Here is a 23,464-nt window from a genome sequence, read left to right on the forward strand (position 1 = left end):
ACAATAGTTGAATAAGGAGGTGTGACGATGTCGAATGCAACACTCGAGATGATGCAAGAGATCGAGCAAGCCGCTCAGGGCGTGATCGTAGGCTATGAAGCTCAAGTTGAACAAATCCGAACGGATTCACGCGATCGCCTTGCAACAGTGGCACAGCATTACGATGAGGAAACCAAGCAATTGGTCACAGAGGCAGAAAAAAACGCCCAGGAAAGACTCGTCCGTTTAACGAAAAATCTGGAAGAAACGGTTGCGCGCAATGATGCCAAGGTACAAGAGGCGATGACCGATAAACGAGCTGGGTTAGTTGAAGCCATTGTAGAAAAGGTGGTAGCAAGCTATGGCCGTTAGTCAGATGCAAAAACTGTCCCTCATCTTGCCCAAAGATGACTTGGACAGTCTCCTACTAGCGCTACAGTCTGAGGCAAAAATCCAGATTTATGACCTCAGTGAACAGGAAGAATGGCAGGCTGCCTTTGAGGCAAATACCTTGTCTCAACCCTTGACAGAGGACAATCGTCAAGCCTTGGTAGAGCTGCAAAAACGTCAAGAACAAGTTGAAAAAATGATTCAGACTCTAGAGCCCTACATGCCTGAGAAGAAGGCTCTGCAAGCTCTGAAGGAAGAACCCTTAAGCTTGTCTTTTGATGACTTGCAGGCTCACGGGATGATTCGAGACGAGGATCTCCTATTGACCAAGTTGAAACGTCAATTGCGCGTGTTAGACAAGGCTCGTCAGAAGATTGCGGATGCAAAGGGAGAGATAGAGCGCTTAGAAAAATGGCGACCGTTAGAGGTGACACCAGCTGCCCTCGCTACTTTTCACTATGTGCATGGCTTGATCGGGACGATTCCGAATAGTGATACAGACGCTGTTCGTTCTTCCTTAAAAGCTCATCCAGAGCTGGAGTTAGAAGAAGTCTTTACGTCTGAGACTGAACACGGCTATGTCATCTTGTATCGTTCGGGAGACCGTGTAGCTGTTCAGGAACTTCTGGAAGAACATGGGTTCAAAGAATTGGACTATGAAGAAGAGCAGGTCCCGGCCGCCTACTTGGATCGCCTAGAAGGGGAAATCAAAGAGCAGGAAGCTGTAGTTGCAGCCACCCTAGCCGAGTTGCAAAACTCCCAGAAGGAGTTGGACCAGCTCAAGTACCAGATGGATTACTTGTTGAGCTTGGGAGCTCGTGAGGAAGCCAAGGCGCTTCTTGCCAGCACGCAAAGTTTGGTAGCCTTAGAGGGTTGGATTGAAACATCCCAAGTGGCCTCATTACGAGACTTCTTGCAAGAAGGCTTTGGATCTCGGGTCCTACTAGAGACACGAGATGTGACGGAAAAAGATTGGGATGACGTTCCGATCCAGTTGCGAAATAATGCCTTGGTAGAGCCTTTTGAATTAGTCACAGAGATGTACGCCCTACCTAAGTATTACGAGCAAGATCCGACACCGATCGTTTCTCTCTTCTACTTTGTTTTCTTTGGCATGATGGTCGCAGATATCGGTTATGGACTGTTACTAACGGTAGCGACAGGCTTTGCCCTTAAAGCCTTCAAGCTCAAGCCTGGTACAGCGAAGAACCTTCGTTTCTTCAGTCTCCTCGGGATTTCAGTTGCCCTTTGGGGTGTGGTCTATGGCTCTTTCTTTGGATTTGAGATGCCTTTTGCCCTGATCAGTACGACCAGTAACGCCATGACCATCCTGATCCTTTCAGTGGTCTTTGGTTTTGTCACTGTCTTAGTGGGACTGTTCCTAGGGGGGATGAAAAATATTCGCCTCAAAGACTACACGGAAGCCTATAATGCTGGCTTTGCTTGGGTCTTGATCCTACTTGGTTTAATGCTTCTAGCAGTAGGCAATATCTTGCCAGGAATGAGCCTTCTAGTTCCGATCGGCAAGTGGCTGGCTATTTTGAATGCCATTGGGATCTTGATTGTTTCCATTGTCAGTGCCAAGAAGCTATCTGGTCTAGCCTCTGGTCTCTTTAACCTCTACAATGTTAGTGGGTATGTTGGAGACTTGGTCAGCTTCACCCGTTTGATGGCCTTGGGCTTGTCTGGAGCTAGTATCGGTTCGGCCTTTAACCTCATTGTCAATCTCTTCCCACCGCTTGGACGGTTTACGGTAGGGCTTCTGCTCTTTATCGTCCTACATGCCATTAATATGTTCCTGTCCTTCTTGTCAGGATATGTGCATGGAGCCCGTTTGATCTTTGTGGAGTTCTTCGGTAAGTTCTACGAAGGAGGAGGCAAGCCATTTCGTCCTCTCAAACCTTCTGAACGCTATATTAAAACAAAAAAATAAGTATTATCTTTAATAAATAGGAGTATATTCATGGAATCTTTAGCATCATATTTTTCAGCCCATGGGGGCGCCTTCTTTGCAGCATTTGGTGTAGCGATCGCCGTTGCACTTAGTGGAATGGGATCTGCCCTTGGGGTTGGTAAAACGGGTCAAGCAGCAGCAGCGCTCTTGAAAGAACAACCTGAAAAATTTGCCCAAGCCTTGATTTTGCAATTGTTGCCAGGTACACAAGGTTTGTACGGTTTCGTTATCGGGATCTTGATCTGGTTGCAAATTAAGCCAGATATGCCACTTGAAACAGGGGTTGCTTACTTCTTTACAGCTCTTCCAGTTGCGATCGTTGGTTATTTCTCAGCCAAACACCAAGGAAATGTTGCGACAGCAGGGATGCAAATCTTGGCCAAACGCCCTGAAGACATGATGAAAGGGGTTATCCTTGCGGCCATGGTTGAAACCTACGCCATCTTGGCCTTCGTTGTGTCCTTCCTATTGACCCTACGCGTCGGCTAAGACCTAGCTTTGATGGATTCGCCTCGCGAGGCGAAAAACACAAGACGCATGCAATAGGAGAAAAAACGATATGGATGAACAAACCCAATTAAAGGATTCAATCTTGGCCCAAGCCCACGAAAAAGGGCGTAAACTCTTAGAAGAGGCCAAGGAAACCATCCTAAAAGAAGAGACTGCGCAAGAAGAGCGTTTGATTCAAGATAAACTCAATCAACGCTCCGAGCAGCTCAAGCGGATTCAACGTCAATTGCAACGTGAAACCCAACAAATCGAAAATAAAAAACGCCAATCAACCCTTGTCACCAAGCAACGAGTCTTAAAGGATCTCTTTGCAGATGCTTATGAAGCGATGGTGGCTTGGCCCCTTGAAAAGGAAATGCAGTTTGTAGATGCGGTCTTAGAGCGCTATCAGGGACAAGTTGTGACCCTGACCTTCGGGGCGGTGAGCGCTGCTAAATTTGATTCAGCAGCTCTCGAGAGATTGAAGCAGACGCATCAGAATGTGACAGTTGCAGATGCAACAATCCCAGCTCAAGCAGGCTTTGTCCTGTCGGTTGGGAAGATTGATGACAACTATCTCTACCGTGATTTGGTGGATTCCATTTGGGAGCAAGAAAGCTACCAGATGGCAGCCAGCATTTTCACAGATGAAGAGAACTAGGAGGTTGCAATGAGCGAACGGACCTATTCTCAAGTCAATACAGGAATCAGCGTACGTGAGGCTAGTTTTGTCAGTCCCAGTCAGTTCGAGCAGTTGCTTGCAAGTCCCTCCAGCGAGAGTCGAGAAGTCTTGCTACAAGGTACACCTTATGCTTTAGATAGCAAGGAGATCAAGGATTTAGCAGCCCTTGAAGCCCGCCTGATGGCAGCCTTGTTGGCAGAATACCAATGGGCTTTCGAAGTGGCCCCTGAGTCAGACTTGGTTAGCCTTTTTACCTTGAAATACACCTATCATAATCTCAAGGTTTATCTAAAACACAAGGCGACAGAGCGCAAGTTAGGGCACTTATTGATCCCTATCGGCCCTTATTCTCTCGATGTGCTCGAGCATTTGGTGGCGACCTTTTCTGCGGAGCATTGTCCGGCCTTTATGGCGGAAGAAGTGGCTGCAACCTGGCAAGAATTCCAAGACTATCAGGACTTGCGGGTTCTCGAAATCGGGATGGATTTAGCTTATTTTAAACACCTGAGATACTTAGGGGACAGTCTAGATCATCCAATTCTGAAGCAGTTGGTGGACGTGACCATTGACTTTTACAATGCGATTACGGTCAAGCGGGCCTTGGATCAGCAAAAACCGCATAGCTTTATGCACCAATTACTTTCAGATGAAGGGAGCCTCAGTGCCCATCAGGTGATCGACCTGCTAGAATCCGGTCAGTGGTTGACCTGGTTTTATCAAGTTAATCCACTGGCCTACGATCTCGCCTTAGAGACTTATGAAGAAAAGATGCGCACCGGTCAACTAAAGACCGTAGAGTTGGAGTATTTAGAAAGTTTGGTGAAATTCAGTCTTCTAGACGCTGGCCGTTTTGAAGTCGATGGACCACTCCCTCTTGTTCGTTATCTTTACGGAAAAGAGTTAGAGGTGACCAACCTTCGTTTGGTCCTCTCTGGTTTGGATAATGGTTTTCCGCTAGCAGAAATCAAAGAAAGGATGAGACCGATTTATGGACAAACAGACCTATAAGATCGCCGTTGTGGGCAATCGGGACGCCATCCTTCCTTTTCGCCTGATTGGCTTTCAAACCTATCCGGTCACAGAGCCACAAGAAGCGATCAATACCTTGCGAAAACTCAGTCGGGAAAACTTCGGGATTATCTACCTGACAGAGGATATTGCTCAGGCCATTCCAGATACAGTAGCTTTTTACGACCAGCAGCTGACACCGGCTCTGATCCTTATCCCGACCCATAGAGGGACTACAGGACTGGGCCAACAGCGGATTCGTGATAATGTCGAAAAAGCAGTAGGACAGGATATTTTATGAGAACAAATGAATTTGGTCAAGCGATTGGCGATGCACTGCCGGATTTTACACCGGGGCTTCTGCCAGCTATTGAGCGGATCGAAGGTCGCTATACCGTGATCGAGCGCCTCTCAAAAGAAAAACATGGAGCAGATCTTTATCAGGTCTACGGGCCGGACTCTCCAGCGGCTATGTGGACCTTTCTGTTCAAAGGCCCTGCCCGCAATGAGGAGGAGTGGGACCGCTTATTAGATGATCTTATGACAGCCCAAGGTCGCTTTTACTATGCGATTGTAGACAAAGATTCAGGCAAGGCTTTGGGAACTTTCTCTCTCATGCGGATCGATCAAGCTAATCGGGTGATCGAAGTCGGAGCAGTGACCTACTCACCAGCGCTCCAAAAGACACGCATGGCTACGGAAGCCCAGTATCTGTTAGCGCGCTACGTGTTTGAAGATTTAGGCTACCGCCGCTATGAGTGGAAATGCGATGCCTTAAACCAAGCATCTCGCAAAGCAGCTGAGCGCTTAGGGTTCACCTATGAAGGCTGTTTCCGTCAGGCTGTTGTTTATAAAGGTCGGACCCGTGATACAGACTGGTTGTCCATCATTGACCAAGAATGGCCAGAAATCAAACAGCGCTTCGAAGCCTGGTTGGATCCAAGCAATTTCGACGCCAATGGCCAACAAAAGCAATCTCTAAGAGAGATAGCACAAAAGTAAAACAAAGAAACAAAGGATTCCCAGGAGGAATACATGACTCAAGGAAAAATTATCAAAGTTTCCGGTCCCTTGGTGGTTGCATCAGGGATGCAGGAGGCCAATATCCAAGACATTTGCCGGGTCGGCGATCTTGGTTTGATTGGCGAAATTATTGAGATGCGGCGGGACGAAGCCTCTATCCAAGTATATGAAGAAACGTCTGGAGTTGGTCCAGGAGAACCAGTTGTAACAACCGGAGCTCCCCTTTCTGTTGAATTGGGACCAGGCTTGATCTCTCAGATGTTTGACGGGATCCAACGCCCCTTGGAACGCTTCCAAGAAGTTACTGCCAGTGACTTTTTGGTTCGTGGGGTGCAAGTTCCAAATCTAGATCGTGACACCAAATGGGCCTTTGAACCAAGCGTGACAGAAGGAACAGAGGTGGTTGCAGGAGACATCGTCGGTACCGTTCAAGAGACCAATATGGTGGAGCACCGCATCATGGTGCCCTTTGGTGTGAGTGGACGTGTGACCAAGATCGCAGCAGGTTCTTACACAGTAGAAGAGCCGGTTTATGAGATCGAGCGGGCAGATGGTAGCCTCTTTACTGGTACTTTGATGCAAAAATGGCCGGTTCGTCGAGGCCGTCCCTTTGCACAAAAACTCATTCCAGTAGAGCCTTTGGTCACGGGTCAACGGGTCATCGATACCTTCTTCCCTGTGACTAAGGGTGGAGCTGCAGCTGTTCCTGGTCCTTTCGGAGCTGGAAAGACAGTTGTGCAACACCAGGTAGCCAAGTTTGCCAATGTAGACATCGTAATTTACGTTGGTTGTGGGGAACGTGGAAATGAAATGACGGACGTTCTGAATGAATTTCCAGAATTGATCGATCCAACGACTGGTCAATCCATCATGCAACGGACCGTTCTGATCGCCAACACTTCGAACATGCCAGTAGCGGCGCGTGAAGCTTCCATCTACACAGGGATTACCATCGCCGAATACTTCCGTGATATGGGCTATTCCGTTGCCATCATGGCGGACTCTACTTCTCGTTGGGCAGAAGCTCTCCGTGAAATGTCTGGTCGTCTAGAAGAAATGCCAGGGGATGAAGGCTACCCAGCCTATCTTGGTAGCCGGATCGCCGAATACTACGAGCGTGCAGGTCGGGTCAAGACACTTGGAACCACTGCGCGTGAAGGTTCGATTACCGCCATCGGTGCCGTTTCCCCTCCAGGTGGAGACATTTCAGAGCCGGTGACCCAAAATACCTTGCGGATTGTCAAGGTCTTCTGGGGACTAGATGCTCAATTGGCTCAACGTCGTCACTTCCCAGCCATCAACTGGTTGAGTTCTTATTCGCTTTACCAAGATGAAGTCGGTCGCTATATCGATCTACATGAACAAATCAGCTGGTCTGAAAAAGTGACCCGCGCTATGAATTTGCTTCAAAAGGAAAGTGAATTGCAAGAAATCGTCCGCTTGGTTGGTCTAGATTCCTTATCTGAAAAAGACCGCTTGACCATGAATGCGGCCAAGATGATCCGTGAAGACTACCTGCAACAAAATGCCTTTGATGAGGTCGATACCTATACCTCTTTCAGCAAGCAGGTGGCCTTGTTGACCAACATTTTGACCTTTGACCAAGAAAGTCAAAAAGCACTAGAATTGGGAGCTTACTTCACAGAAATCATGGAAGGAACCGTAGCTCTTCGAGACCGCATTGCCCGGAGCAAATTCATCCATGAGGACCAGTTGGCAACCATTCAAGCCTTGAAAGAAGAAATCGTAGAAACCCTACACCAAATCGTCGCAAAAGGAGGAGTAGACAATGAGCGTGATTAAAGAATACCGTACTGTCAGCGAAGTTGTTGGCCCCTTGATGATTGTCGATCAGGTCGAAGGGGTTCACTACAATGAACTGGTAGAAATCAAGCTCCATGATGGAACGACCCGTCAGGGACAAGTCCTCGAAGTCCAAGAAGACAAGGCCATGGTCCAGCTCTTTGAAGGATCTAGCGGGATCAACTTGGAGAAAGCCAAAGTCCGCTTTACCGGACGTCCCCTAGAACTTCCTGTGTCTGAAGACATGGTCGGACGCATCTTTAACGGGATGGGCAAACCGATCGATGGCGGTCCAGAGATTATCCCAGAGAAGTACTTGGACATTGATGGACAAGCCATCAACCCTGTTTCGCGGGACTATCCGGATGAATTTATCCAGACAGGGATCTCAGCCATTGACCATTTGAATACCCTAGTTCGGGGCCAAAAACTCCCAGTATTCTCAGGTTCTGGTCTTCCTCACAAGGAATTGGCGGCTCAGATTGCTCGTCAAGCGACGGTTCTTAATTCGGAAGAAAACTTCGCCGTGGTCTTTGCGGCCATGGGAATTACCTTTGAAGAAGCCGAGTTCTTTATGAACGACCTTCGGGAGACAGGAGCCATTGACCGCTCTGTCCTCTTTATCAACCTAGCCAACGACCCAGCTATTGAGCGGATTGCCACTCCTCGGATCGCCTTGACAGCTGCCGAGTATTTGGCCTATGAAAAAGACATGCACGTCTTGGTTATTATGACCGACATGACCAACTACTGTGAGGCCCTTCGAGAAGTATCTGCTGCCCGCCGGGAAGTTCCAGGACGTCGGGGCTATCCAGGTTACCTTTATACCAACCTCTCAACCCTCTACGAACGTGCAGGACGCTTGGTTGGAAAGAAAGGATCTGTGACCCAAATTCCGATTCTCTCTATGCCGGAAGATGACATCACCCACCCCATCCCTGACTTGACAGGCTACATCACCGAAGGTCAGATTATTCTGTCCCGCGATCTCTACAATAGTGGTTACCGCCCACCGATCAATGTTCTTCCATCCCTTTCTCGTTTGAAGGACAAGGGTTCTGGTGAAGGCAAAACTCGGGAAGACCATGCGGCGACCATGAACCAACTCTTTGCGGCCTATGCCCAAGGAAAACAAGCCAAAGAACTGGCTGTAGTGCTTGGGGAGTCTGCCTTGTCAGATACCGACAAGCTTTATGTTAAATTTACGGACCGCTTTGAGCAAGAATACATCAATCAAGGTTTCACCACCAATCGGACGATTGAGGAAAGTTTGGATCTCGGTTGGGAACTCTTATCCATCCTTCCACGAACAGAGCTTAAACGGATCAAGGATGAGATGATTGACAAGTATCTGCCAAACAAAGAGGATTAGCCTATGGCACGATTAAATGTAAAACCAACTCGGATGGAGCTTAATATTCTCAAAGAGCGCCTCAAGACAGCAACCCGGGGGCATAAGTTGCTCAAGGATAAGCGGGATGAACTCATGCGCCGTTTTATTGAAGCTGTGCGTGAGAATAATCGTCTGCGCCAAAAGGTAGAGGCAGCGCTGGTGGGCAATATGCAAGATTTCGTGATGGCCAAGTCCTTAGAGAGCGACCTCATGGTGGAAGAAATCTTTGCCGTTCCTACGCGAGAAGTGATGCTTCATATTGAGGAAGAAAATGTCATGAGTGTGCGCGTGCCCAAGCTCCATGCTCGTATCGATAATCCATACGGAGATGATGAAGGGGACGTGGTTTATAGCTACTTAGCCTCCAACAGTCAAATGGATAGCACGATCCAAGAAATGGGGGATCTACTCCCAGATTTGCTCAAGTTAGCGGAAATCGAAAAAAGCTGCCAACTCATGGCAGATGAAATCGAGAAAACCCGCCGTCGAGTGAACGGACTCGAGTATGCGACCATCCCAGACCTCAAAGAGACTATCTATTATATCGAAATGAAACTCGAAGAAGCCGAGCGCGCCAACCTCGTCAGAATCATGAAGGTAAAATAAGATACAAAGCCGTTAAGCAACTCAAAGGAAAATAGGGAGCAGGACAGAAGCACTGTTGTATAGAATGCTTCGTTGTCCTGCCCCCACAAGGCTGATTAGGATTTTTCCGAGCTCTTAAAGCGAGAGAAAAATCCAATCAGCTACTGTGCCTTTGAAGTTAGTACTATTACAGTTTGCGTTTTTCACCCAGCTTTTCAGCCCGGCCTCAATTACTTAAAAAATACAAGAACCTCATCGAGGAACGGCTCCTGGATGAGGCTTTTTTTCACCCTCTCACTCTTCTTCCACTACCCTATTTTTATGTTACTAGTTTGTAACAATGTGACAAGAAAGACGAAATATTACAAGAAAAATACAGTTTTGTTAAATAGACAAAAAGACCTTTTATTATTTTTAAATTGTGATAAGATAGAGTAGTAGTTCATTTGTTCAAGAAAATATTGAGCAAAAAAACAATGAAAAAAGAGGATAAAAGATGAAATTAAAAGTTAATACGAAAGCCTTGATCGCTTCAACAGTAGCTCTTGCAGTGATTCCATTTACAAAAGCCACTGCAGAAACACTTGAAGATTGGGTAGCTCGCTCAGTAGATGAAATCAAACATGATATCCAACAAAGCGGTGAAAACCAACAAACTTATACCATCAAATATGGTGATACATTGAGTTCGATCGCAGAAGCGCTTGGAATCGATGTACATGTGTTGGCAAACTTGAACAACATCAGCAACATGGATTTGATCTACCCAGGTACTGTTTTGAAAACAACAGTAAATGATCAAAAAGAAGTAACTTCAGTTGAAATCCAAACTCCTCAAGCAGGTTCGACAGATGCAACCGTTGCAAGTGCTGACTTGACAACAAACCAAGTGACAGTTGATGACCAAACAGTCGCTGTTAACGATTTGTCTAAACCAGTAAACGAAGATAACAAAGCTGTTCCAGTTGCTCCAGCAGCGGGCACTCAAGAAGCTCCAGTAGTTGAAGTACCAGCAACAGAAACGCCAGCACAACCAGCTGTTCCAGAAACACCAAGCTACGGTGCTCCAGCTACCAATGTTGAAATTCAAAATCAAGATGTAGCGCCAGCTGCTCCTCAATCTGCTCCTGCAACAGAAGCACCTGCTGAAACACCAGCTTCTGCTCCTGAAGCTCCAGCAGAGGAAGCTCCAGCACAACCAGTAGCAGAAACGACTGCTACACCTGAAGTGCAACCAGTAGCATCAACTCCAACAAGCGGAAATACGATTCCAACTGATCCAAATCTTAAACCGCAAGCGGAAGCTTTCCGTCAAGAAATCGCGGCGAAATTTGGTATCACAAACATCGGTGGTTACCGTAAAGGGGATCCAGAAGACCATGGTCAAGGACTTGCAGTAGACGTAATGGTTCCAACAAGTTCTGAACTTGGAGATCAAGTTGCTCAATATGCAATTGACAACATGGACCGTGCAGGTATCTCATACATCATCTGGAAACAACAATTCTACATGCCAGTCAACAACATTTACGGACCAGCTAATACATGGAACCAAATGCCAGACCGTGGTGGAGATACAGCAAACCACTACGATCACGTACATATCTCATTTAACGGATAATAAAACTTCGAACTAGGACAAGTGCCTAGTTCTTTTTTTGTATGCACAAAAAAGGCCGGAAGACGAATCTTCCAGCCAGACGATGGTTATAAAATATGATCGACTTTTTCCACCTGATAAAGAGCAAAGGCCATGATAATGGTTAAGACCAGTAGCATGAGGATAGCTGGTGTCCAAGAGTGGAAGAGAGATTTGCTGTAGCCGAAGAGGATGGGACCAAAGGCTGCAAAGACGTAGCCTCCTGTTTGAGCAAGACCGGAAAGTTGAGCTGTTTTTTCAGGTGTGCTGGATTTCATGGAGAAAGCGACCATGAGGTAAGGGAAGAGCGAACTAACGGAACTTCCAATTAGGGCATTTAATACCAACCAGTAGAAGAAGTTGCTAGTTGGGATTAAGAGCATGGCTACCCCCAGAATCCCTGCTCCGACAACAATCGTAAGCATCAAGCGTCGATTGCGATCGGATAACCGTGTCGTTAAACTTGGGATCGTTAAGGAGAATGGGAGACTGATCAGGGTGAACACGGAGGCCAGTAGTCCAGATTCAACCTTTGAAAGGCCAGCTTGAACAGCCATGGTCGGAAGCCAAGTCATACTTGTGTAGAAAAGCAGTGACTGCAAGCCTCCAAAAATCATGATAGCCCAAACATATTTATTGGTATACCACTTGCTACTAGATTCCGTAGTAGCTGTCTTTTTTAGATGGTGGTTGTAGCGAAGGTTAGGAATCCAGATGACCAAAGCAAGAGCACATAAGGCTGTCAAGATGTTGACCAAACCTTGCCAAGAAGTGGCTTTGGTGATCGGAACGGCCACAGAAGAGGCGATCGCTGTGGACATCCCCATAGAGGTGATGTAGAGAGTTGTTAGCACACCGAGTTGCTTAGGCCGATTGGCCTGAATCAAGCTTGGAAGCAGCACATTGAGAAAGGCAATACTTGCTCCAATCAAGATGGTTCCCAGATAGAGAAAGGGAAGATTGATAATCCGAATGGCAGATCCGATCGTAATCACGATCAAAACTAGGAAAAAGAGGCGCTCAATCCCCAACCTTTTAGCAAATTGAATCGCAAAAGGTGAGAAAATGGCAAAGGTGAGAAGTGGTAAGCTAGTCAATAGTCCCAGAGAGCTCACATCTACCCCCAAACCAGCAGCGATGTCAGACAAGACCGTCGGAAGCGTAGTAAATGGTGTTCGTAAAACAATCCCAAGCATAATGATGCCCGGGATGAATAGCATAGAATGTGTTTTTTTCATAAATCCTCCTCAGACAAAAATTCCCTTCATTATAACATAGATCGAGCATAAATTGGAGTATTTGTACAAATGAAGGAGAAGGACCGTAGTTTTCGCTGTCGCTCGAACTGCATCAACGTACCTAAGCTCACTAACGTTTGCTAAAGGAATAAGGACCGTAGTTTTCGCTTCGCTCAAACTGCATCAATATCTCTAAATTCGGTTGAACTCTCTGAGTTCACCTCATTAAGTATTAAAAGGATCGTAGTTCTCACTGTCGTTCGAACTGCGTCAATGTACCTAAGTTCGTCTAAGCCCCTATTGGACTTGACTCACTAAGGTACATAGAAAAAGCCACCGGTTTTGGTGGCTCTTATAGGGAGATTATTATGAAAAAGTTTAGGATTTTCTATCAAACAAAGTTAGGAGGTCTTTATTTGATGGTTTTATTATATGGCGGTTTGCTTAAAGAAATCTTAAGAAAAGGCGCTGATCGAAAGAATCGGTCTGAAGTCTGAGACGCCTTTATTCGCTGAAGAAATCAATGCCGGTTTTGTTGAGTTCATTGACCCGTAACATGAATTTTGTTTTGATTTGAACAAGCGGGCTTCCGAAATTTTCGAGTGCAATCAAACCTTCCAGGGCTTTTAGGACCTGCTTGGCACGGTAAACCCCTTCCTTGTCATTTAAGCCAAGGAGGGCATAGACCTGCATAAATTCTAACTGCATGGAAATACTGGTGTTTAAAATCGGTTTGCGCTTGCGAAGCTGGTTAATCGATTGAAGAAAATTTAGAGCTTCTAAGTAGAGTTCTTTTTTAATAAGATAGTTGGCTAGATTTAACAGTAAAGAGGCCAATGCATTGGCAGAGTAGGCAGAATAACTGCTTTCAAAAAGTTCCAAGGACTCCTTTCGAATCTTAGCGACGACTTCATAGGGCAAGACAGATAAAAGGGCAATGGTGAAGTCTTGCTCAATTTCATTTTGATAGGCAAACGGTACTTCTTGAGCGATTCGTTGAATCGAGACAGGTGCATCCTCCAAGTGGATTTCTTTTCCCATCGCGTTATTGACATTGATTTCAAGCGAACGCAAATAGAGTTGCCAGAGCTTTTTGTTCTCCTCTGCAACAGGTGATTTTTCGTGCTTTAAGCGCTCAATAATGGACAGAAAATCCATGTTTTCTTGATTGATGTGTTTCATCAAAATGGGGCTGAAATTTTGAACGGTTAAGCCAGGATAATGGGACAAAAAGGTGTCCCAATCCACCCCCATAGACAGCAAGAGGCGAGAGAAGGTCTCGATGGTTACTCCTTTTTGAGAACGCTCAAATTGGCTGAGGAACTGAGGAGAGACAATGTCTGCAGCGACTTCTTTTAGAGAAAGACCGCGTGCTTCACGAATTTTACGGAATGTTGGACCAAATGACGAAGATGAGGACATAGAGGGACTTCCTTTCAATTATCATACCATTAGTATACCTCAAAAAGGGATGGAATTAAACTCAGAGTTTAATTTTTGACAAAAAAACTAGAAATTCTTCGATTTTTAAGAAAAATGAAACTATAGTTTACATGGCTCTTTTTTAGGGAGGGATTTTTGATAAAATAAGGTCAATTCTAGAAGATAAGCTTATAACAAAAGGAGATTTACAATGACGACACAAGAAATTTTACAACTATTAGATGAAAAGCGCGTGCTAACAGCCCCTGCAGCAGTTGCTTGGGATGAAGTTCAGCGGCAACAAAACCGTTTAAATAAAGCAGCGAAGAGACTCAATGGGCCAATCACGGTCACACTGGCCCTCAATCTTCTTTTTGCTTTTACTATTTTTCTCTTAGAACAAAGTCACCTGATGCACGGTTTTCTATTGATGCTCGGGTTGATGGGCGGGCTGATTGCTTTCAAATACTTTGTATTTGTAGCCCCAGCCAAGCAGGCTCTTGCCAATGCCCAGGCCCTTTACAACCAGGAAATCAGCCAACCAGCCTACCAACAAGGGATGCAAGGTTTCCCGCAAAAATTTTACAATTACCACGACCTCTTCCGACTATATAACTTAATCGCAGAAGGCCGTGCCTCTACCTTGCCAGAAGCCTACAATCTGCTTGAAATGCAACAATTCCATGAAACGCAAGTCAATCTGCAAGAAGAAGCCAATGCCCTACAAGCCGATATTGCACGTAGCTCAAGAGTCAGTGCCGTTGCTAATGTAGTCACTGCTTACAATACTTATCGTATCCACAAAGATATGTAAGAAAAGATAAAAGATAAAAGATGAAAAAGCCCTTCAAGAATTCTGATCGAAAATCAGAGCTCTCGTGGAGGCTTTTTTATTGTCTTGTAAAAAGTAGTTCCGAACGGCATCCATGTATTTAAGCTCACTGGTGCTCGTAAAGAGAATAAGGAACGTAGTTCTCACTATCGTTCGAACTGCGTCAATGCACCTAAGTTCGTCTAAGCGCCTATTGGACTTGACTCACTAAGAATAGTAAGGAACGTAGTTTTCGCTTCGCTCAAACTGCATCAATATCTCTAAATTCGGTTGAACTCTCTGAGTTCACCTCATTAAGCATTATAAGGACCGTAGTTCTCACTGTCGTTCGAACTGCATCAATGTACCTAAGTTCGTCTAAGTCCCTATTGGACTTGACTCACTAAGGTACATAGAAAAAGCCACCGGTTTTGGTGGCTCTTATAGGGAGATTATTATGAAAAAGTTTAGGATTTTCTATCAAACAAAGTTAGGAGGTCTTCATTTGATGGTTTTATTATAAGGCTGATTTCTTAAAGAAAACTTAAGAAAAGACGCTGCTTATAAGAATCGGTCTTAGGTCTGATATTTTTTTACAACAGAAACTATTTAGATCTTTTTTCTAAATAGAGTTGACAAGCCCATCCGAAAGTGCTAGAATCTATTTAGAAAGAAATCTAAATAGATTAGAGGAGATAGAGAATGAATTTTGCGCAAACATTTAAAGCTTTATCGAATCCGATAAGAAGAAGTATCTTAGAACTGCTAAAGGCGGGGAAATTATCTGCTGGAGATATCGCTGGTCACTTTGATGTGGCAGGAGCGACCATTTCCCATCATTTAAGCCTCCTCAAGCAGGCAGATTTAATTCGAGAGGAAAAAGAGAAGAATTTTATCTACTATGAACTCAATACTTCTGTCTTGGAGGATTTAATGGTCTGGCTCGTTGATTTGAAAGGAGACTCTACTGATGAAAACGAATAAAAAACTATTGCTATTAACTTCTATGGTGATCCTTTTCCCCATGCTTTGGGGGCTGATGATTTGGTCGCAATTGCCTAACCAAATCCCGATTCACTTCAATTTTGCTGGCCAGCCCAATAACTTCCAATCGAAACCCCTGGTTGTGTTTGGTCTTCCTATTTTCGATCTCATGGTGCATCTGTTTATGATCTTTATGATCGGTCGCGATTCTAAGAATAGCGCTATGAATGAAAAAATGATCAGAGCGATTTACTGGTTGACCCCAATCGTTTCCTTAAGTACCTCCTATCTCATCTATAGCAAGGCGCTAGGATCTACTACCAATCCATCAGTTTTTGTTTCGGTTCTGCTGGGTCTCATCTTTGTAATCATGGGCAATTACATGCCTAAGCTAAAAGTGAATCACACGGTTGGAATCCGTCTGCCTTGGACCTTACAGAGTGAAGATAACTGGCACAAAACCCATCGCTTGGCAGGAAAGTTGTGGGTTCTCGGAGGCTCGATCCTTCTTCTTGAAGCAGGCCTTCAATTCGCGCTTTCTTATGTACTGGTGGTAGTCATCCTCGCCATTGTGTTTATCCCTATGGTGTACTCTTATCAATTAAGTCGGAAAAATCGTTAGTAGGGAGGAAATTAGATTTTTAAAGAAAACAACCGGAGAAGAAAACCTATCTGCTGGGATTTTCCATATGTGGATAATAAAAGTATTTCAGACTGAAGAAAAAGTCCATTTTGGACAATTTTCTTCAGTCTTTTTTTAAAAATAGAGAAAGTAAAAAACTCTTAAGAATAGCGCTATATAAGCATTCCTAAAAGTTTTCACCATATGGTACCCAACCTACAAAATGGCAATGTTGCTATTGCTGGTAATGTTTTTAGTAATTTTGTTGATTTTGCCCTCCATTTGTAGTATAGTTATGATGGCATATAAGCTACTATATAGTAAAAAGGAGATCATTAAATGTATTTTAATAGAAAAAATACAGAACAAAAGAATTGGCGAATGATTAAAAAAGGGAAACATTTCCTATTTGGCTGTTCTCTTGTACTGGCAATCGGAGCTGTGATGGCAGCACCATCCGTTAAAGCAGATGAAGCAGATGCTAAGGATGCAAATGGAGTATCTGCTTCAGCAAGTGAAAATGAAAGTGCTACGATTACATCTGGAACAAACCCTTCAACGTATTCGGCACCAGCAGAAACAACTGCAACACCTGTAGTAACTACCTCAAATTCCTCAGCGTCTGTGGAATCAAGTTCTACAACTCAAAAAGAATCAGATTCTGTTCAAGCGCCAAGCTTAACTACAGTAGCAGATGCATCAGCATTAACTGCTGAAGAAATTTCAAATGTTACAGAAGCAATTAAAGGTTCAAATCCGACTGCAGTTTCTGTTCAAGTTAGCAATGATGGATCTGCGGTTGTAACATTTGCAGATGGCTCAAGCGCAAGCTTGTCAGCTTCTCAAACAGTTAAAGTAAAGGTGGAAGCTACATCTGGTTCAGAAACTCACTCACGTTCTCGTCGAGCTGCTGCTCCAGCAAATGGAACTACACGCTCTTTTGACTCTGAACTTCAGAATGAAGCTCAAAGGAAAGCTATCTACAGTCCAGGTGTGAAGGGTGAAAAGCAAACTTACGAAGGAACAGTTTGGCTTTACCGTAATGGAACAGTCAATAACGATAGCCAAAAAGATGCAAAACGCCTTGGTGGTGTAAATGTCTACCTTCAGTATGTAACTGGTAAAGGTTTTGTGTCACCAGTTTATAAGACAACAAGTGAACAAGATGGAACTTTTGTATTTGACTTGTCTAAACCATTAGCAAACCGCCTAGGAGCAACAGGTGAGTTCAAACTTGCAGGAGACCCTAAGTTTGCTATCCGTACTTGGGTAGAAAATCCAGATCCAACAAAATACACTGTCATCAAATCAGGTGACCAACGTACAGGTTTCCACGGACGTCTTAGCCGTTTGAATGAAACTTGGGATTTCACGGCTGGTATCAACCGTATTGTTGGTGGTCAAGTAGTTCTTCAAGAAAAACCAAATTCTGAAGACTATCTATTGAAACCAGAAGCAGATCGTCAGACAGGTGACCAAGCGGACGGCCAATTTTCACGTAAAGGTGATTATGGTACAATCCGTGGTAAAGTGTGGTACGAACTTCGTGACCCAAGTGGTTCTGACGCACGTATGTATAAAAAAGACAGCTACGACATTAATGCTACAAATGTTAAGGTAGCAGCTTCATACGTTAATGATGAAGTGACACGTCTTTTTGACAAATGGAAAAGTGAACACTCTAATTACAAGCTTGACGATTTCAAGGCTGCTCAAGCTGAAATTATCAGAGATTATGAAGCGAGAAATGGGAAAGGTTCTCATATCGCTGAAACTGTCGTAGTACCAGTTGATAAAGACGGGAACTATCGTATTCCATTTCGTGGTCTTTATGGTGTGAGCGCTACTCAGGCTAATAGCGGTCTTAAAATTTCACATAAGATTTCTGACCAAGAGTTTGGAACACTTGTTAAAGATGAAGATTTAGACAATGAACATCTTATGAAGTGGAATGGAACTATTGGACAAAAACACCGTCACATTAATACGGATTATGTTTATGCCACTGTTCTTGTCAATGACTATGCTATTTGGAGCAATAACTACCAATCAAATATGTTTGAAGGTACGTCTGATGCTGTACTTCCAGTGGGACCTTCATCACTTGCGGCAGCAAATATTTCAAATACAAACTTTGCTCTAATCGCACCACAACCAATGCACGACATCTTGGTGTATGACAACTCTGATCACTTTGCTAAACCAGGAAATACTGCTGAAAGTACCACTGGTGGACTGATGCCGTCACGTGAATACCAAATCCGTTGGTTCAAAAATGGTCAAGCGATTGGAACAGCAACAACTGTAACGTCGACAGCAGATGGAACTGCTAGCTCAGTACCGTTTACTGTGCCATCTGATCTTACAGAAGCAGCTATCTATACGTCTGCTGTATTCCTTCAAGGTGAAAACACAGATGATCTCCATTCAGCTTTGGCACTTGATTCATTTACAGCCGTTCCTAATGAAGATGCAGATAAGTATACTCCAACACCTAAGGACCAAACAGTCAATGTAGGTGAAACTCCAGATCCTAAGAAATCAATTGGTAACGTAGGTGATCTTCCAAATGGCACTACATTTGAATACAAGACACCAGTAGATACAACAACCCCAGGTGATAAGAGTACAACCGTCGTTGTGACTTACCCAGATGGATCTAAGGATGAAGTTCCAGTAACAGTTAAGGTAGTAGATCCACGTACCGATGCGGATAAGAACACGCCAACACCTAAGGACCAAACGGTCAATGTTGGTGAAACTCCAGATGCCAAGAACTCTATCGGTAATGTTTCAGATCTTCCAAGTGGTACAACCTTCGAGTACAAGACACCAGTAGATACAACAACCCCAGGTGATAAGAGTACAACCGTCGTTGTGACTTACCCAGACGGTTCTAAAGATGAAGTACCAGTTAAGGTAACTGTTAAAGATCCACGTACCGATGCGGATAAGAACACGCCAACACCTAAGGACCAAACGGTCAATGTTGGTGAAACTCCAGATGCTAAGAAATCAATTGGTAACGTAGGTGATCTTCCAAATGGCACTACATTTGAATACAAGACACCAGTAGATACAACAACCCCAGGTGATAAGAGTACAACCGTCGTTGTGACTTACCCAGATGGATCTAAGGATGAAGTTCCAGTAACAGTTAAGGTAGTAGATCCACGTACAGACGCGGATAAGAACACCCCAGTAGCGAAAGATCAAACTGTTAAAGTTGGTGACACACCAGATGCCAAGAAATCAATTGGTAATGTCTCAGATCTTCCAAGTGGTACTACATTTGAATACAAGACACCAGTAGACACAACCACAGAAGGTGACAAAGACGCTACAGTAGTGGTTACTTACCCAGATGGTTCTAAAGATGAAGTACCAGTTAAGGTTACTGTAGCCGCAAATCCAACTCAAGCTGATGTAAATACTCCTGTAGCTAAAGATCAAACCGTTAACATTGGCGACACACCAGATGCCAAGAACTCTATCGGTAATGTTTCAGATCTTCCAAGTGGTACAACCTTCGAGTACAAGACACCAGTAGATACAACAACTACAGGTGATAAGAGTACAACCGTCGTTGTGACTTACCCAGATGGATCTAAGGATGAAGTTCCAGTAACAGTTAAGGTAGTAGATCCACGTACCGATGCGGATAAGAACACCCCAGTAGCGAAAGATCAAACTGTTAAAGTTGGTGACACACCAGATGCCAAGAAATCAATTGGTAATGTCTCAGATCTTCCAAGTGGTACTACATTTGAATACAAGACACCAGTAGACACAACCACAGAAGGTGACAAAGACGCTACAGTAGTGGTTACTTACCCAGATGGTTCTAAAGATGAAGTACCAGTTAAGGTTACTGTAGCCGCAAATCCAACTCAAGCTGATGTAAATACTCCTGTAGCTAAAGATCAAACCGTTAACATTGGCGACACACCAGATGCCAAGAACTCTATCGGTAATGTTTCAGATCTTCCAAGTGGTACAACCTTCGAGTACAAGACACCAGTAGATACAACAACTGCAGGTGAGAAGGATGCGACAGTAGTGGTAACTTACCCAGACGGTTCTAAAGATGAAGTACCAGTTAAGGTAACTGTCAAAGATCCACGCACAGACGCGGATAAGAACACCCCAGTAGCGAAAGATCAAACCGTTAAACCAGGCGATCAACCAAACGCTAAGGATTCAATCGGTAACGTAGGTGACCTTCCAGAAGGAACTAAGTTCGAGTACAAGACACCGGTAGACACAACAACAGAAGGTGACAAAGACGCCATTGTTGTGGTGACTTACCCAGATGGTTCTAAAGACGAAGTTCCAGTTAAGGTAACTGTTAAAGACCCACGTACAGATGCAGATAAGAATACCCCAGTAGCGAAAGATCAAACTGTTAAACCAGGCGATCAACCAAACGCTAAGGATTCAATCGGTAACGTAGGTGACCTTCCAAAAGGAACTAAGTTCGAGTACAAGACACCGGTAGACACAACAACAGAAGGTGAAAAAGATGCCATTGTAGTGGTAACCTACCCAGATGGCTCTAAGGATGAAGTACCAGTTAAGGTAACTGTTAAAGCCCCACATGCAAATACGGACAAGAACACACCAACTTCTAAAGACCAAACAGTGAACAAAGTTGAAACACCGGATGCTAAGAACTCAGAAAAAGAAATTCAAGTACAAAAGGTATCTGTTTCTGATAAGAAAGCTGAATCTGCTAAACTTCCAAATACAGGTGAAGAACAATCAACATCTATTGCATTGTTAGGTGCTGTACTTGGTATGTTTGGACTTGCAGGGCTTGCAAAACGCAAAAAAAACGAAGACTAAATTAGGTGACCTTGATATTTTTGTTGATTAGGTTGTAGTCTTTGTTCTAAATAAAACTTTTTGTCAACCGTAGTAAGGTTGATGAAAGGTTACAATCTGGAGAGGACCAAATTGGTTCTCTCTTTTTGATGTATAAAGAGATAAGGATTTTGGTTTTAAAAGCCTCTCTAACTTTTGTAGGAGAGGCTTGTTTATAATGATCCGTCTTTTTATTTTATCTTAAAAAGGTAGAGTTTGAATTGAAATATAGCGCAATATACAGCATTTTGCAAAAAGAAAAAAGCCTTTGAAATCAACGTTTCAAAGGCTTTTTCCTACTTAATTATTTAACTTCTGTAAACACAACGTGTTTGCGAAGTTTTGGTGAGTATTTCTTCAATTGAAGACGGTCTGGAGTGTTACGTTTGTTTTTAGAAGTAAGGTACAAGCGTTCACCAGATTCTTTGTGTTCAAGTGTAATATTTACGCGCATGGTATCTCCCTTCTATTATTCAGCTGATGCAGCTTTAGCGATCTTACGTCCTTTGTAGTATCCTTTAAGTGATACACGGTGTGAACGTGAGTAATCTCCAGTTGCTTCGTCAAAGTTTACAGATGGAGCTGTTACTTTGTAGTGCGTACGACGTTTGTTTTTCTTCGCTTTTGATGTGCGACGTGCAGGTACTGCCATTTCGTTTTTCTCCTTTTAAGATATAAATTCAATTAGGTTTGATTTTCATCAACTTTAACAGTATAACAAAACTTTTTTGTAAAGTAAAGTTACTTGACAAAAAAATTGAAATTTTTGAAAGAAACTTTTCTGTTGTCTGTTCCTTCAAAGTTCTTGCCTATCTTTGTGGCCTCTTTTATGCTATAATGGTAAAAAATATAACGAGAGGAATGACATGACAGAATTAGACAAACGCCATCGTAGTAGTGTCTACGATAGCATGGTAAAATCTCCCAACCGTGCCATGCTTCGCGCGACGGGAATGACCGATGAAAGCTTTGAGAAACCGATTGTCGGAGTGATTTCGACATGGGCGGAAAATACCCCTTGTAACATCCACCTCCATGATTTTGGGAAATTGGCCAAAGAAGGTGTAAAAGATGCGGGAGCTTGGCCGGTTCAATTCGGAACCATTACGGTTGCCGATGGGATTGCTATGGGGACTCCAGGAATGCGCTTCTCCTTGACGTCACGTGATATCATTGCGGATTCTATCGAAGCTGCTATGGGCGGTCACAACGTGGATGCCTTTGTAGCCATCGGGGGCTGTGATAAGAACATGCCTGGTTCGATGATCGCCATTGCCAATATGGATATCCCAGCGATCTTTGCCTACGGAGGAACCATTGCACCGGGTAATCTGAACGGCAAGGATATCGACTTGGTTTCTGTTTTCGAAGGAATTGGGAAGTGGAATCACGGCGATATGACCGCTGAAGAAGTGAAGCAATTAGAGTGTAATGCCTGCCCTGGCCCTGGTGGCTGTGGTGGGATGTATACGGCCAATACCATGGCGACAGCGATCGAGGTCCTTGGTATGAGCTTACCAGGTTCATCTTCTCACCCTGCTGAATCAGCGGATAAGAAGGCCGATATCGAAGAAGCAGGTCGTGCTGTTGTCAAGATGCTGGAAATGGGACTCAAACCATCGGATATCTTGACCCGTGAAGCTTTTGAAGATGCGATTACAGTGACCATGGCGCTAGGTGGTTCCACCAATGCCACTCTTCACTTGCTTGCGATCGCTCACGCAGCTAACGTGGACTTGACGCTTGAAGACTTCAACGATTTCCAAGAGCGCGTGCCTCACTTGGCTGACTTGAAACCATCAGGTCAATACGTTTTCCAAGACCTTTACAATGTCGGTGGGGTGCCAGCCGTCATGAAATACCTTCTTAAGAATGGTTTTCTTCACGGAGATCGCATCACATGTACTGGTAAGACTGTTGCTGAGAACTTAGAAGCCTTCGCTGATTTGACGCCAGGTCAAAAAGTTATCATGCCGCTTGAAAATCCTAAACGTGCCGATGGTCCATTGATCATCCTGAAAGGGAACTTGGCTCCAGAAGGGGCGGTTGCCAAAGTATCAGGTGTGAAGGTCCGTAACATCACGGGTCCTGCTAAGGTCTTTGACTCTGAAGAAGCTGCCATTGAAGCCGTTCTTTCAGACGAGATCGTGGATGGCGACGTTGTTGTTGTTCGTTTCGTAGGTCCTAAGGGTGGTCCTGGTATGCCGGAAATGCTGTCCTTGTCATCCATGATTGTTGGGAAAGGACAAGGAGACAAGGTGGCTCTCTTGACAGACGGCCGCTTCTCAGGAGGTACTTACGGTCTCGTTGTTGGTCACATTGCGCCTGAAGCTCAGGTTGGTGGCCCAATCGCCTACCTCCACACTGGGGATCTGGTGACAGTTGATCAAGATACCAAAGAAATCACCATGCATGTCTCAGACGAAGAATTGGCGAAACGGAAGGCTGAAACAACTTTGCCACCACTGTATAGCCGTGGGGTTCTGGGTAAATACGCCCACATCGTTTCTTCAGCATCACGTGGTGCTGTAACCGACTTCTGGAATATGGAACAGTCTGGTAAACAATAATTGCAAGGA

General features: G+C 44.4%; 20 protein-coding genes. 16 read left to right on the forward strand and 4 right to left on the reverse strand.

The genetic code is table 11. From position 1 onward, the window contains the following. Positions 1-27: 27 nt before the first annotated feature. The 11 genes from HMPREF0833_RS07685 (at position 28) to HMPREF0833_RS07735 (ending at position 10,927) form a co-directional block, all read left to right on the forward strand. Positions 28-351, forward strand: coding sequence for a hypothetical protein (locus tag HMPREF0833_RS07685; protein WP_013904420.1), 324 nt, complete (start codon positions 28-30; stop codon positions 349-351). Then, entirely contained in the window at positions 341-2,302 is a 1,962-nt protein-coding gene (locus HMPREF0833_RS07690) for a V-type ATP synthase subunit I (RefSeq protein ID WP_013904421.1), read from the forward strand. The genes HMPREF0833_RS07685 and HMPREF0833_RS07690 overlap by 11 nt, the downstream gene beginning before the upstream one ends. A gap of 30 nt (positions 2,303-2,332) precedes the next feature. Next, positions 2,333-2,812, forward strand: coding sequence for a V-type ATP synthase subunit K (locus HMPREF0833_RS07695; protein ID WP_003009435.1), 480 nt, complete (start codon positions 2,333-2,335; stop codon positions 2,810-2,812). Between the two features lie 70 nt (positions 2,813-2,882). Then, the gene (locus tag HMPREF0833_RS07700; RefSeq protein WP_013904422.1) at positions 2,883-3,473 is read left to right on the forward strand and encodes a V-type ATP synthase subunit E family protein; all 591 of its coding nucleotides are present in this window, start codon (positions 2,883-2,885) and stop codon (positions 3,471-3,473) included. Positions 3,474-3,482: 9 nt separating this feature from the next. Next, on the forward strand, positions 3,483-4,502 hold the full coding sequence (locus HMPREF0833_RS07705) for a V-type ATPase subunit (protein ID WP_013904423.1): 1,020 nt from the start codon (positions 3,483-3,485) through the stop codon (positions 4,500-4,502). After that, positions 4,483-4,803, forward strand: coding sequence for a V-type ATP synthase subunit F (locus HMPREF0833_RS07710; RefSeq protein ID WP_003009443.1), 321 nt, complete (start codon positions 4,483-4,485; stop codon positions 4,801-4,803). The genes HMPREF0833_RS07705 and HMPREF0833_RS07710 overlap by 20 nt, the downstream gene beginning before the upstream one ends. Further along, positions 4,800-5,504, forward strand: a complete 705-nt coding sequence (locus HMPREF0833_RS07715) for a GNAT family N-acetyltransferase (protein WP_013904424.1) — start codon at positions 4,800-4,802, stop codon at positions 5,502-5,504. The genes HMPREF0833_RS07710 and HMPREF0833_RS07715 overlap by 4 nt, the downstream gene beginning before the upstream one ends. A 33-nt stretch (positions 5,505-5,537) precedes the next feature. Beyond that, complete coding sequence (locus HMPREF0833_RS07720) at positions 5,538-7,328, forward strand: V-type ATP synthase subunit A (protein WP_013904425.1); 1,791 nt, start codon at positions 5,538-5,540, stop codon at positions 7,326-7,328. Beyond that, positions 7,315-8,700 carry a V-type ATP synthase subunit B gene (locus HMPREF0833_RS07725; protein ID WP_003002370.1) on the forward strand — a complete coding sequence of 462 codons (1,386 nt, stop codon included), beginning with the start codon at positions 7,315-7,317 and terminating at the stop codon, positions 8,698-8,700. The genes HMPREF0833_RS07720 and HMPREF0833_RS07725 overlap by 14 nt, the downstream gene beginning before the upstream one ends. Positions 8,701-8,703: 3 nt before the next feature. Then, a complete protein-coding gene (locus HMPREF0833_RS07730; protein ID WP_003002380.1) occupies positions 8,704-9,327 on the forward strand; it encodes a V-type ATP synthase subunit D in 624 nt (207 codons plus the stop codon). A gap of 475 nt (positions 9,328-9,802) precedes the next feature. After that, positions 9,803-10,927: a M23 family metallopeptidase gene (locus HMPREF0833_RS07735; protein WP_013904427.1), complete on the forward strand. Its 1,125-nt coding sequence runs from the start codon at positions 9,803-9,805 to the stop codon at positions 10,925-10,927. Positions 10,928-11,013: 86 nt separating this feature from the next. Here the strand turns inward: HMPREF0833_RS07735 and HMPREF0833_RS07740 are convergent, their stop codons facing one another. Both HMPREF0833_RS07740 and HMPREF0833_RS07745 read right to left on the reverse strand, forming a co-directional pair. After that, positions 11,014-12,183, reverse strand: coding sequence for a CynX/NimT family MFS transporter (locus tag HMPREF0833_RS07740; protein WP_013904428.1), 1,170 nt, complete (start codon positions 12,181-12,183; stop codon positions 11,014-11,016). Positions 12,184-12,687: 504 nt separating this feature from the next. Then, on the reverse strand, positions 12,688-13,605 hold the full coding sequence (locus HMPREF0833_RS07745; protein WP_013904430.1) for a helix-turn-helix domain-containing protein: 918 nt from the start codon (positions 13,603-13,605) through the stop codon (positions 12,688-12,690). Between the two features lie 211 nt (positions 13,606-13,816). On the opposite strand from HMPREF0833_RS07745, the gene HMPREF0833_RS07750 reads away from it, so the two are divergent. The 4 genes from HMPREF0833_RS07750 to HMPREF0833_RS07765 all read left to right on the forward strand — a co-directional run bounded on the left by HMPREF0833_RS07750 (position 13,817) and on the right by HMPREF0833_RS07765 (position 20,867). Further along, entirely contained in the window at positions 13,817-14,419 is a 603-nt protein-coding gene (locus HMPREF0833_RS07750) for a hypothetical protein (protein ID WP_013904431.1), read from the forward strand. 699 nt (positions 14,420-15,118) lie between these two features. Continuing rightward, positions 15,119-15,400 (forward strand): autorepressor SdpR family transcription factor, encoded by a 282-nt coding sequence (locus tag HMPREF0833_RS07755; RefSeq protein WP_003009465.1) that lies wholly within the window; start codon positions 15,119-15,121, stop codon positions 15,398-15,400. After that, positions 15,387-16,022: an SdpI family protein gene (locus tag HMPREF0833_RS07760; protein WP_013904432.1), complete on the forward strand. Its 636-nt coding sequence runs from the start codon at positions 15,387-15,389 to the stop codon at positions 16,020-16,022. The genes HMPREF0833_RS07755 and HMPREF0833_RS07760 overlap by 14 nt, the downstream gene beginning before the upstream one ends. Before the next feature lie 339 nt (positions 16,023-16,361). Continuing rightward, positions 16,362-20,867, forward strand: coding sequence for a Rib/alpha-like domain-containing protein (locus tag HMPREF0833_RS07765; RefSeq protein ID WP_041818401.1), 4,506 nt, complete (start codon positions 16,362-16,364; stop codon positions 20,865-20,867). Between the two features lie 322 nt (positions 20,868-21,189). Here HMPREF0833_RS07765 and rpmG read toward each other — a convergent pair whose 3' ends face one another. Together rpmG and rpmF are read right to left on the reverse strand one after the other, a co-directional pair. Beyond that, on the reverse strand, positions 21,190-21,339 hold the full coding sequence (rpmG, locus tag HMPREF0833_RS07770; protein WP_001265622.1) for a 50S ribosomal protein L33: 150 nt from the start codon (positions 21,337-21,339) through the stop codon (positions 21,190-21,192). A gap of 15 nt (positions 21,340-21,354) precedes the next feature. Continuing rightward, positions 21,355-21,537, reverse strand: a complete 183-nt coding sequence (gene rpmF, locus HMPREF0833_RS07775) for a 50S ribosomal protein L32 (RefSeq protein WP_003009516.1) — start codon at positions 21,535-21,537, stop codon at positions 21,355-21,357. Positions 21,538-21,751: 214 nt separating this feature from the next. Between rpmF and ilvD the strand changes: the two genes are divergently transcribed. Continuing rightward, complete coding sequence (ilvD, locus tag HMPREF0833_RS07780) at positions 21,752-23,455, forward strand: dihydroxy-acid dehydratase (protein ID WP_013904435.1); 1,704 nt, start codon at positions 21,752-21,754, stop codon at positions 23,453-23,455. The last annotated feature ends 9 nt before the right edge of the window (positions 23,456-23,464 follow it).

Origin of the sequence: Streptococcus parasanguinis ATCC 15912 (assembly GCF_000164675.2) — a bacterium.
Taxonomy (GTDB): domain Bacteria; phylum Bacillota; class Bacilli; order Lactobacillales; family Streptococcaceae; genus Streptococcus; species Streptococcus parasanguinis.

Bases quoted from the DNA above. Each gene is read 5' to 3' on its own strand.
- HMPREF0833_RS07685 (WP_013904420.1), top strand. From the start codon at position 28: ATGTCGAATGCAACACTCGAGATGATGCAAGAGATCGAGCAAGCCGCT.
- HMPREF0833_RS07690 (WP_013904421.1), top strand. From the start codon at position 341: ATGGCCGTTAGTCAGATGCAAAAACTGTCCCTCATCTTGCCCAAAGAT.
- HMPREF0833_RS07695 (WP_003009435.1), top strand. From the start codon at position 2,333: ATGGAATCTTTAGCATCATATTTTTCAGCCCATGGGGGCGCCTTCTTT.
- HMPREF0833_RS07700 (WP_013904422.1), top strand. From the start codon at position 2,883: ATGGATGAACAAACCCAATTAAAGGATTCAATCTTGGCCCAAGCCCAC.
- HMPREF0833_RS07705 (WP_013904423.1), top strand. From the start codon at position 3,483: ATGAGCGAACGGACCTATTCTCAAGTCAATACAGGAATCAGCGTACGT.
- HMPREF0833_RS07710 (WP_003009443.1), top strand. From the start codon at position 4,483: ATGGACAAACAGACCTATAAGATCGCCGTTGTGGGCAATCGGGACGCC.
- HMPREF0833_RS07715 (WP_013904424.1), top strand. From the start codon at position 4,800: ATGAGAACAAATGAATTTGGTCAAGCGATTGGCGATGCACTGCCGGAT.
- HMPREF0833_RS07720 (WP_013904425.1), top strand. From the start codon at position 5,538: ATGACTCAAGGAAAAATTATCAAAGTTTCCGGTCCCTTGGTGGTTGCA.
- HMPREF0833_RS07725 (WP_003002370.1), top strand. From the start codon at position 7,315: ATGAGCGTGATTAAAGAATACCGTACTGTCAGCGAAGTTGTTGGCCCC.
- HMPREF0833_RS07730 (WP_003002380.1), top strand. From the start codon at position 8,704: ATGGCACGATTAAATGTAAAACCAACTCGGATGGAGCTTAATATTCTC.
- HMPREF0833_RS07735 (WP_013904427.1), top strand. From the start codon at position 9,803: ATGAAATTAAAAGTTAATACGAAAGCCTTGATCGCTTCAACAGTAGCT.
- HMPREF0833_RS07740 (WP_013904428.1), bottom strand. From the start codon at position 12,183: ATGAAAAAAACACATTCTATGCTATTCATCCCGGGCATCATTATGCTT.
- HMPREF0833_RS07745 (WP_013904430.1), bottom strand. From the start codon at position 13,605: ATGTCCTCATCTTCGTCATTTGGTCCAACATTCCGTAAAATTCGTGAA.
- HMPREF0833_RS07750 (WP_013904431.1), top strand. From the start codon at position 13,817: ATGACGACACAAGAAATTTTACAACTATTAGATGAAAAGCGCGTGCTA.
- HMPREF0833_RS07755 (WP_003009465.1), top strand. From the start codon at position 15,119: ATGAATTTTGCGCAAACATTTAAAGCTTTATCGAATCCGATAAGAAGA.
- HMPREF0833_RS07760 (WP_013904432.1), top strand. From the start codon at position 15,387: ATGAAAACGAATAAAAAACTATTGCTATTAACTTCTATGGTGATCCTT.
- HMPREF0833_RS07765 (WP_041818401.1), top strand. From the start codon at position 16,362: ATGTATTTTAATAGAAAAAATACAGAACAAAAGAATTGGCGAATGATT.
- rpmG (WP_001265622.1), bottom strand. From the start codon at position 21,339: ATGCGCGTAAATATTACACTTGAACACAAAGAATCTGGTGAACGCTTG.
- rpmF (WP_003009516.1), bottom strand. From the start codon at position 21,537: ATGGCAGTACCTGCACGTCGCACATCAAAAGCGAAGAAAAACAAACGT.
- ilvD (WP_013904435.1), top strand. From the start codon at position 21,752: ATGACAGAATTAGACAAACGCCATCGTAGTAGTGTCTACGATAGCATG.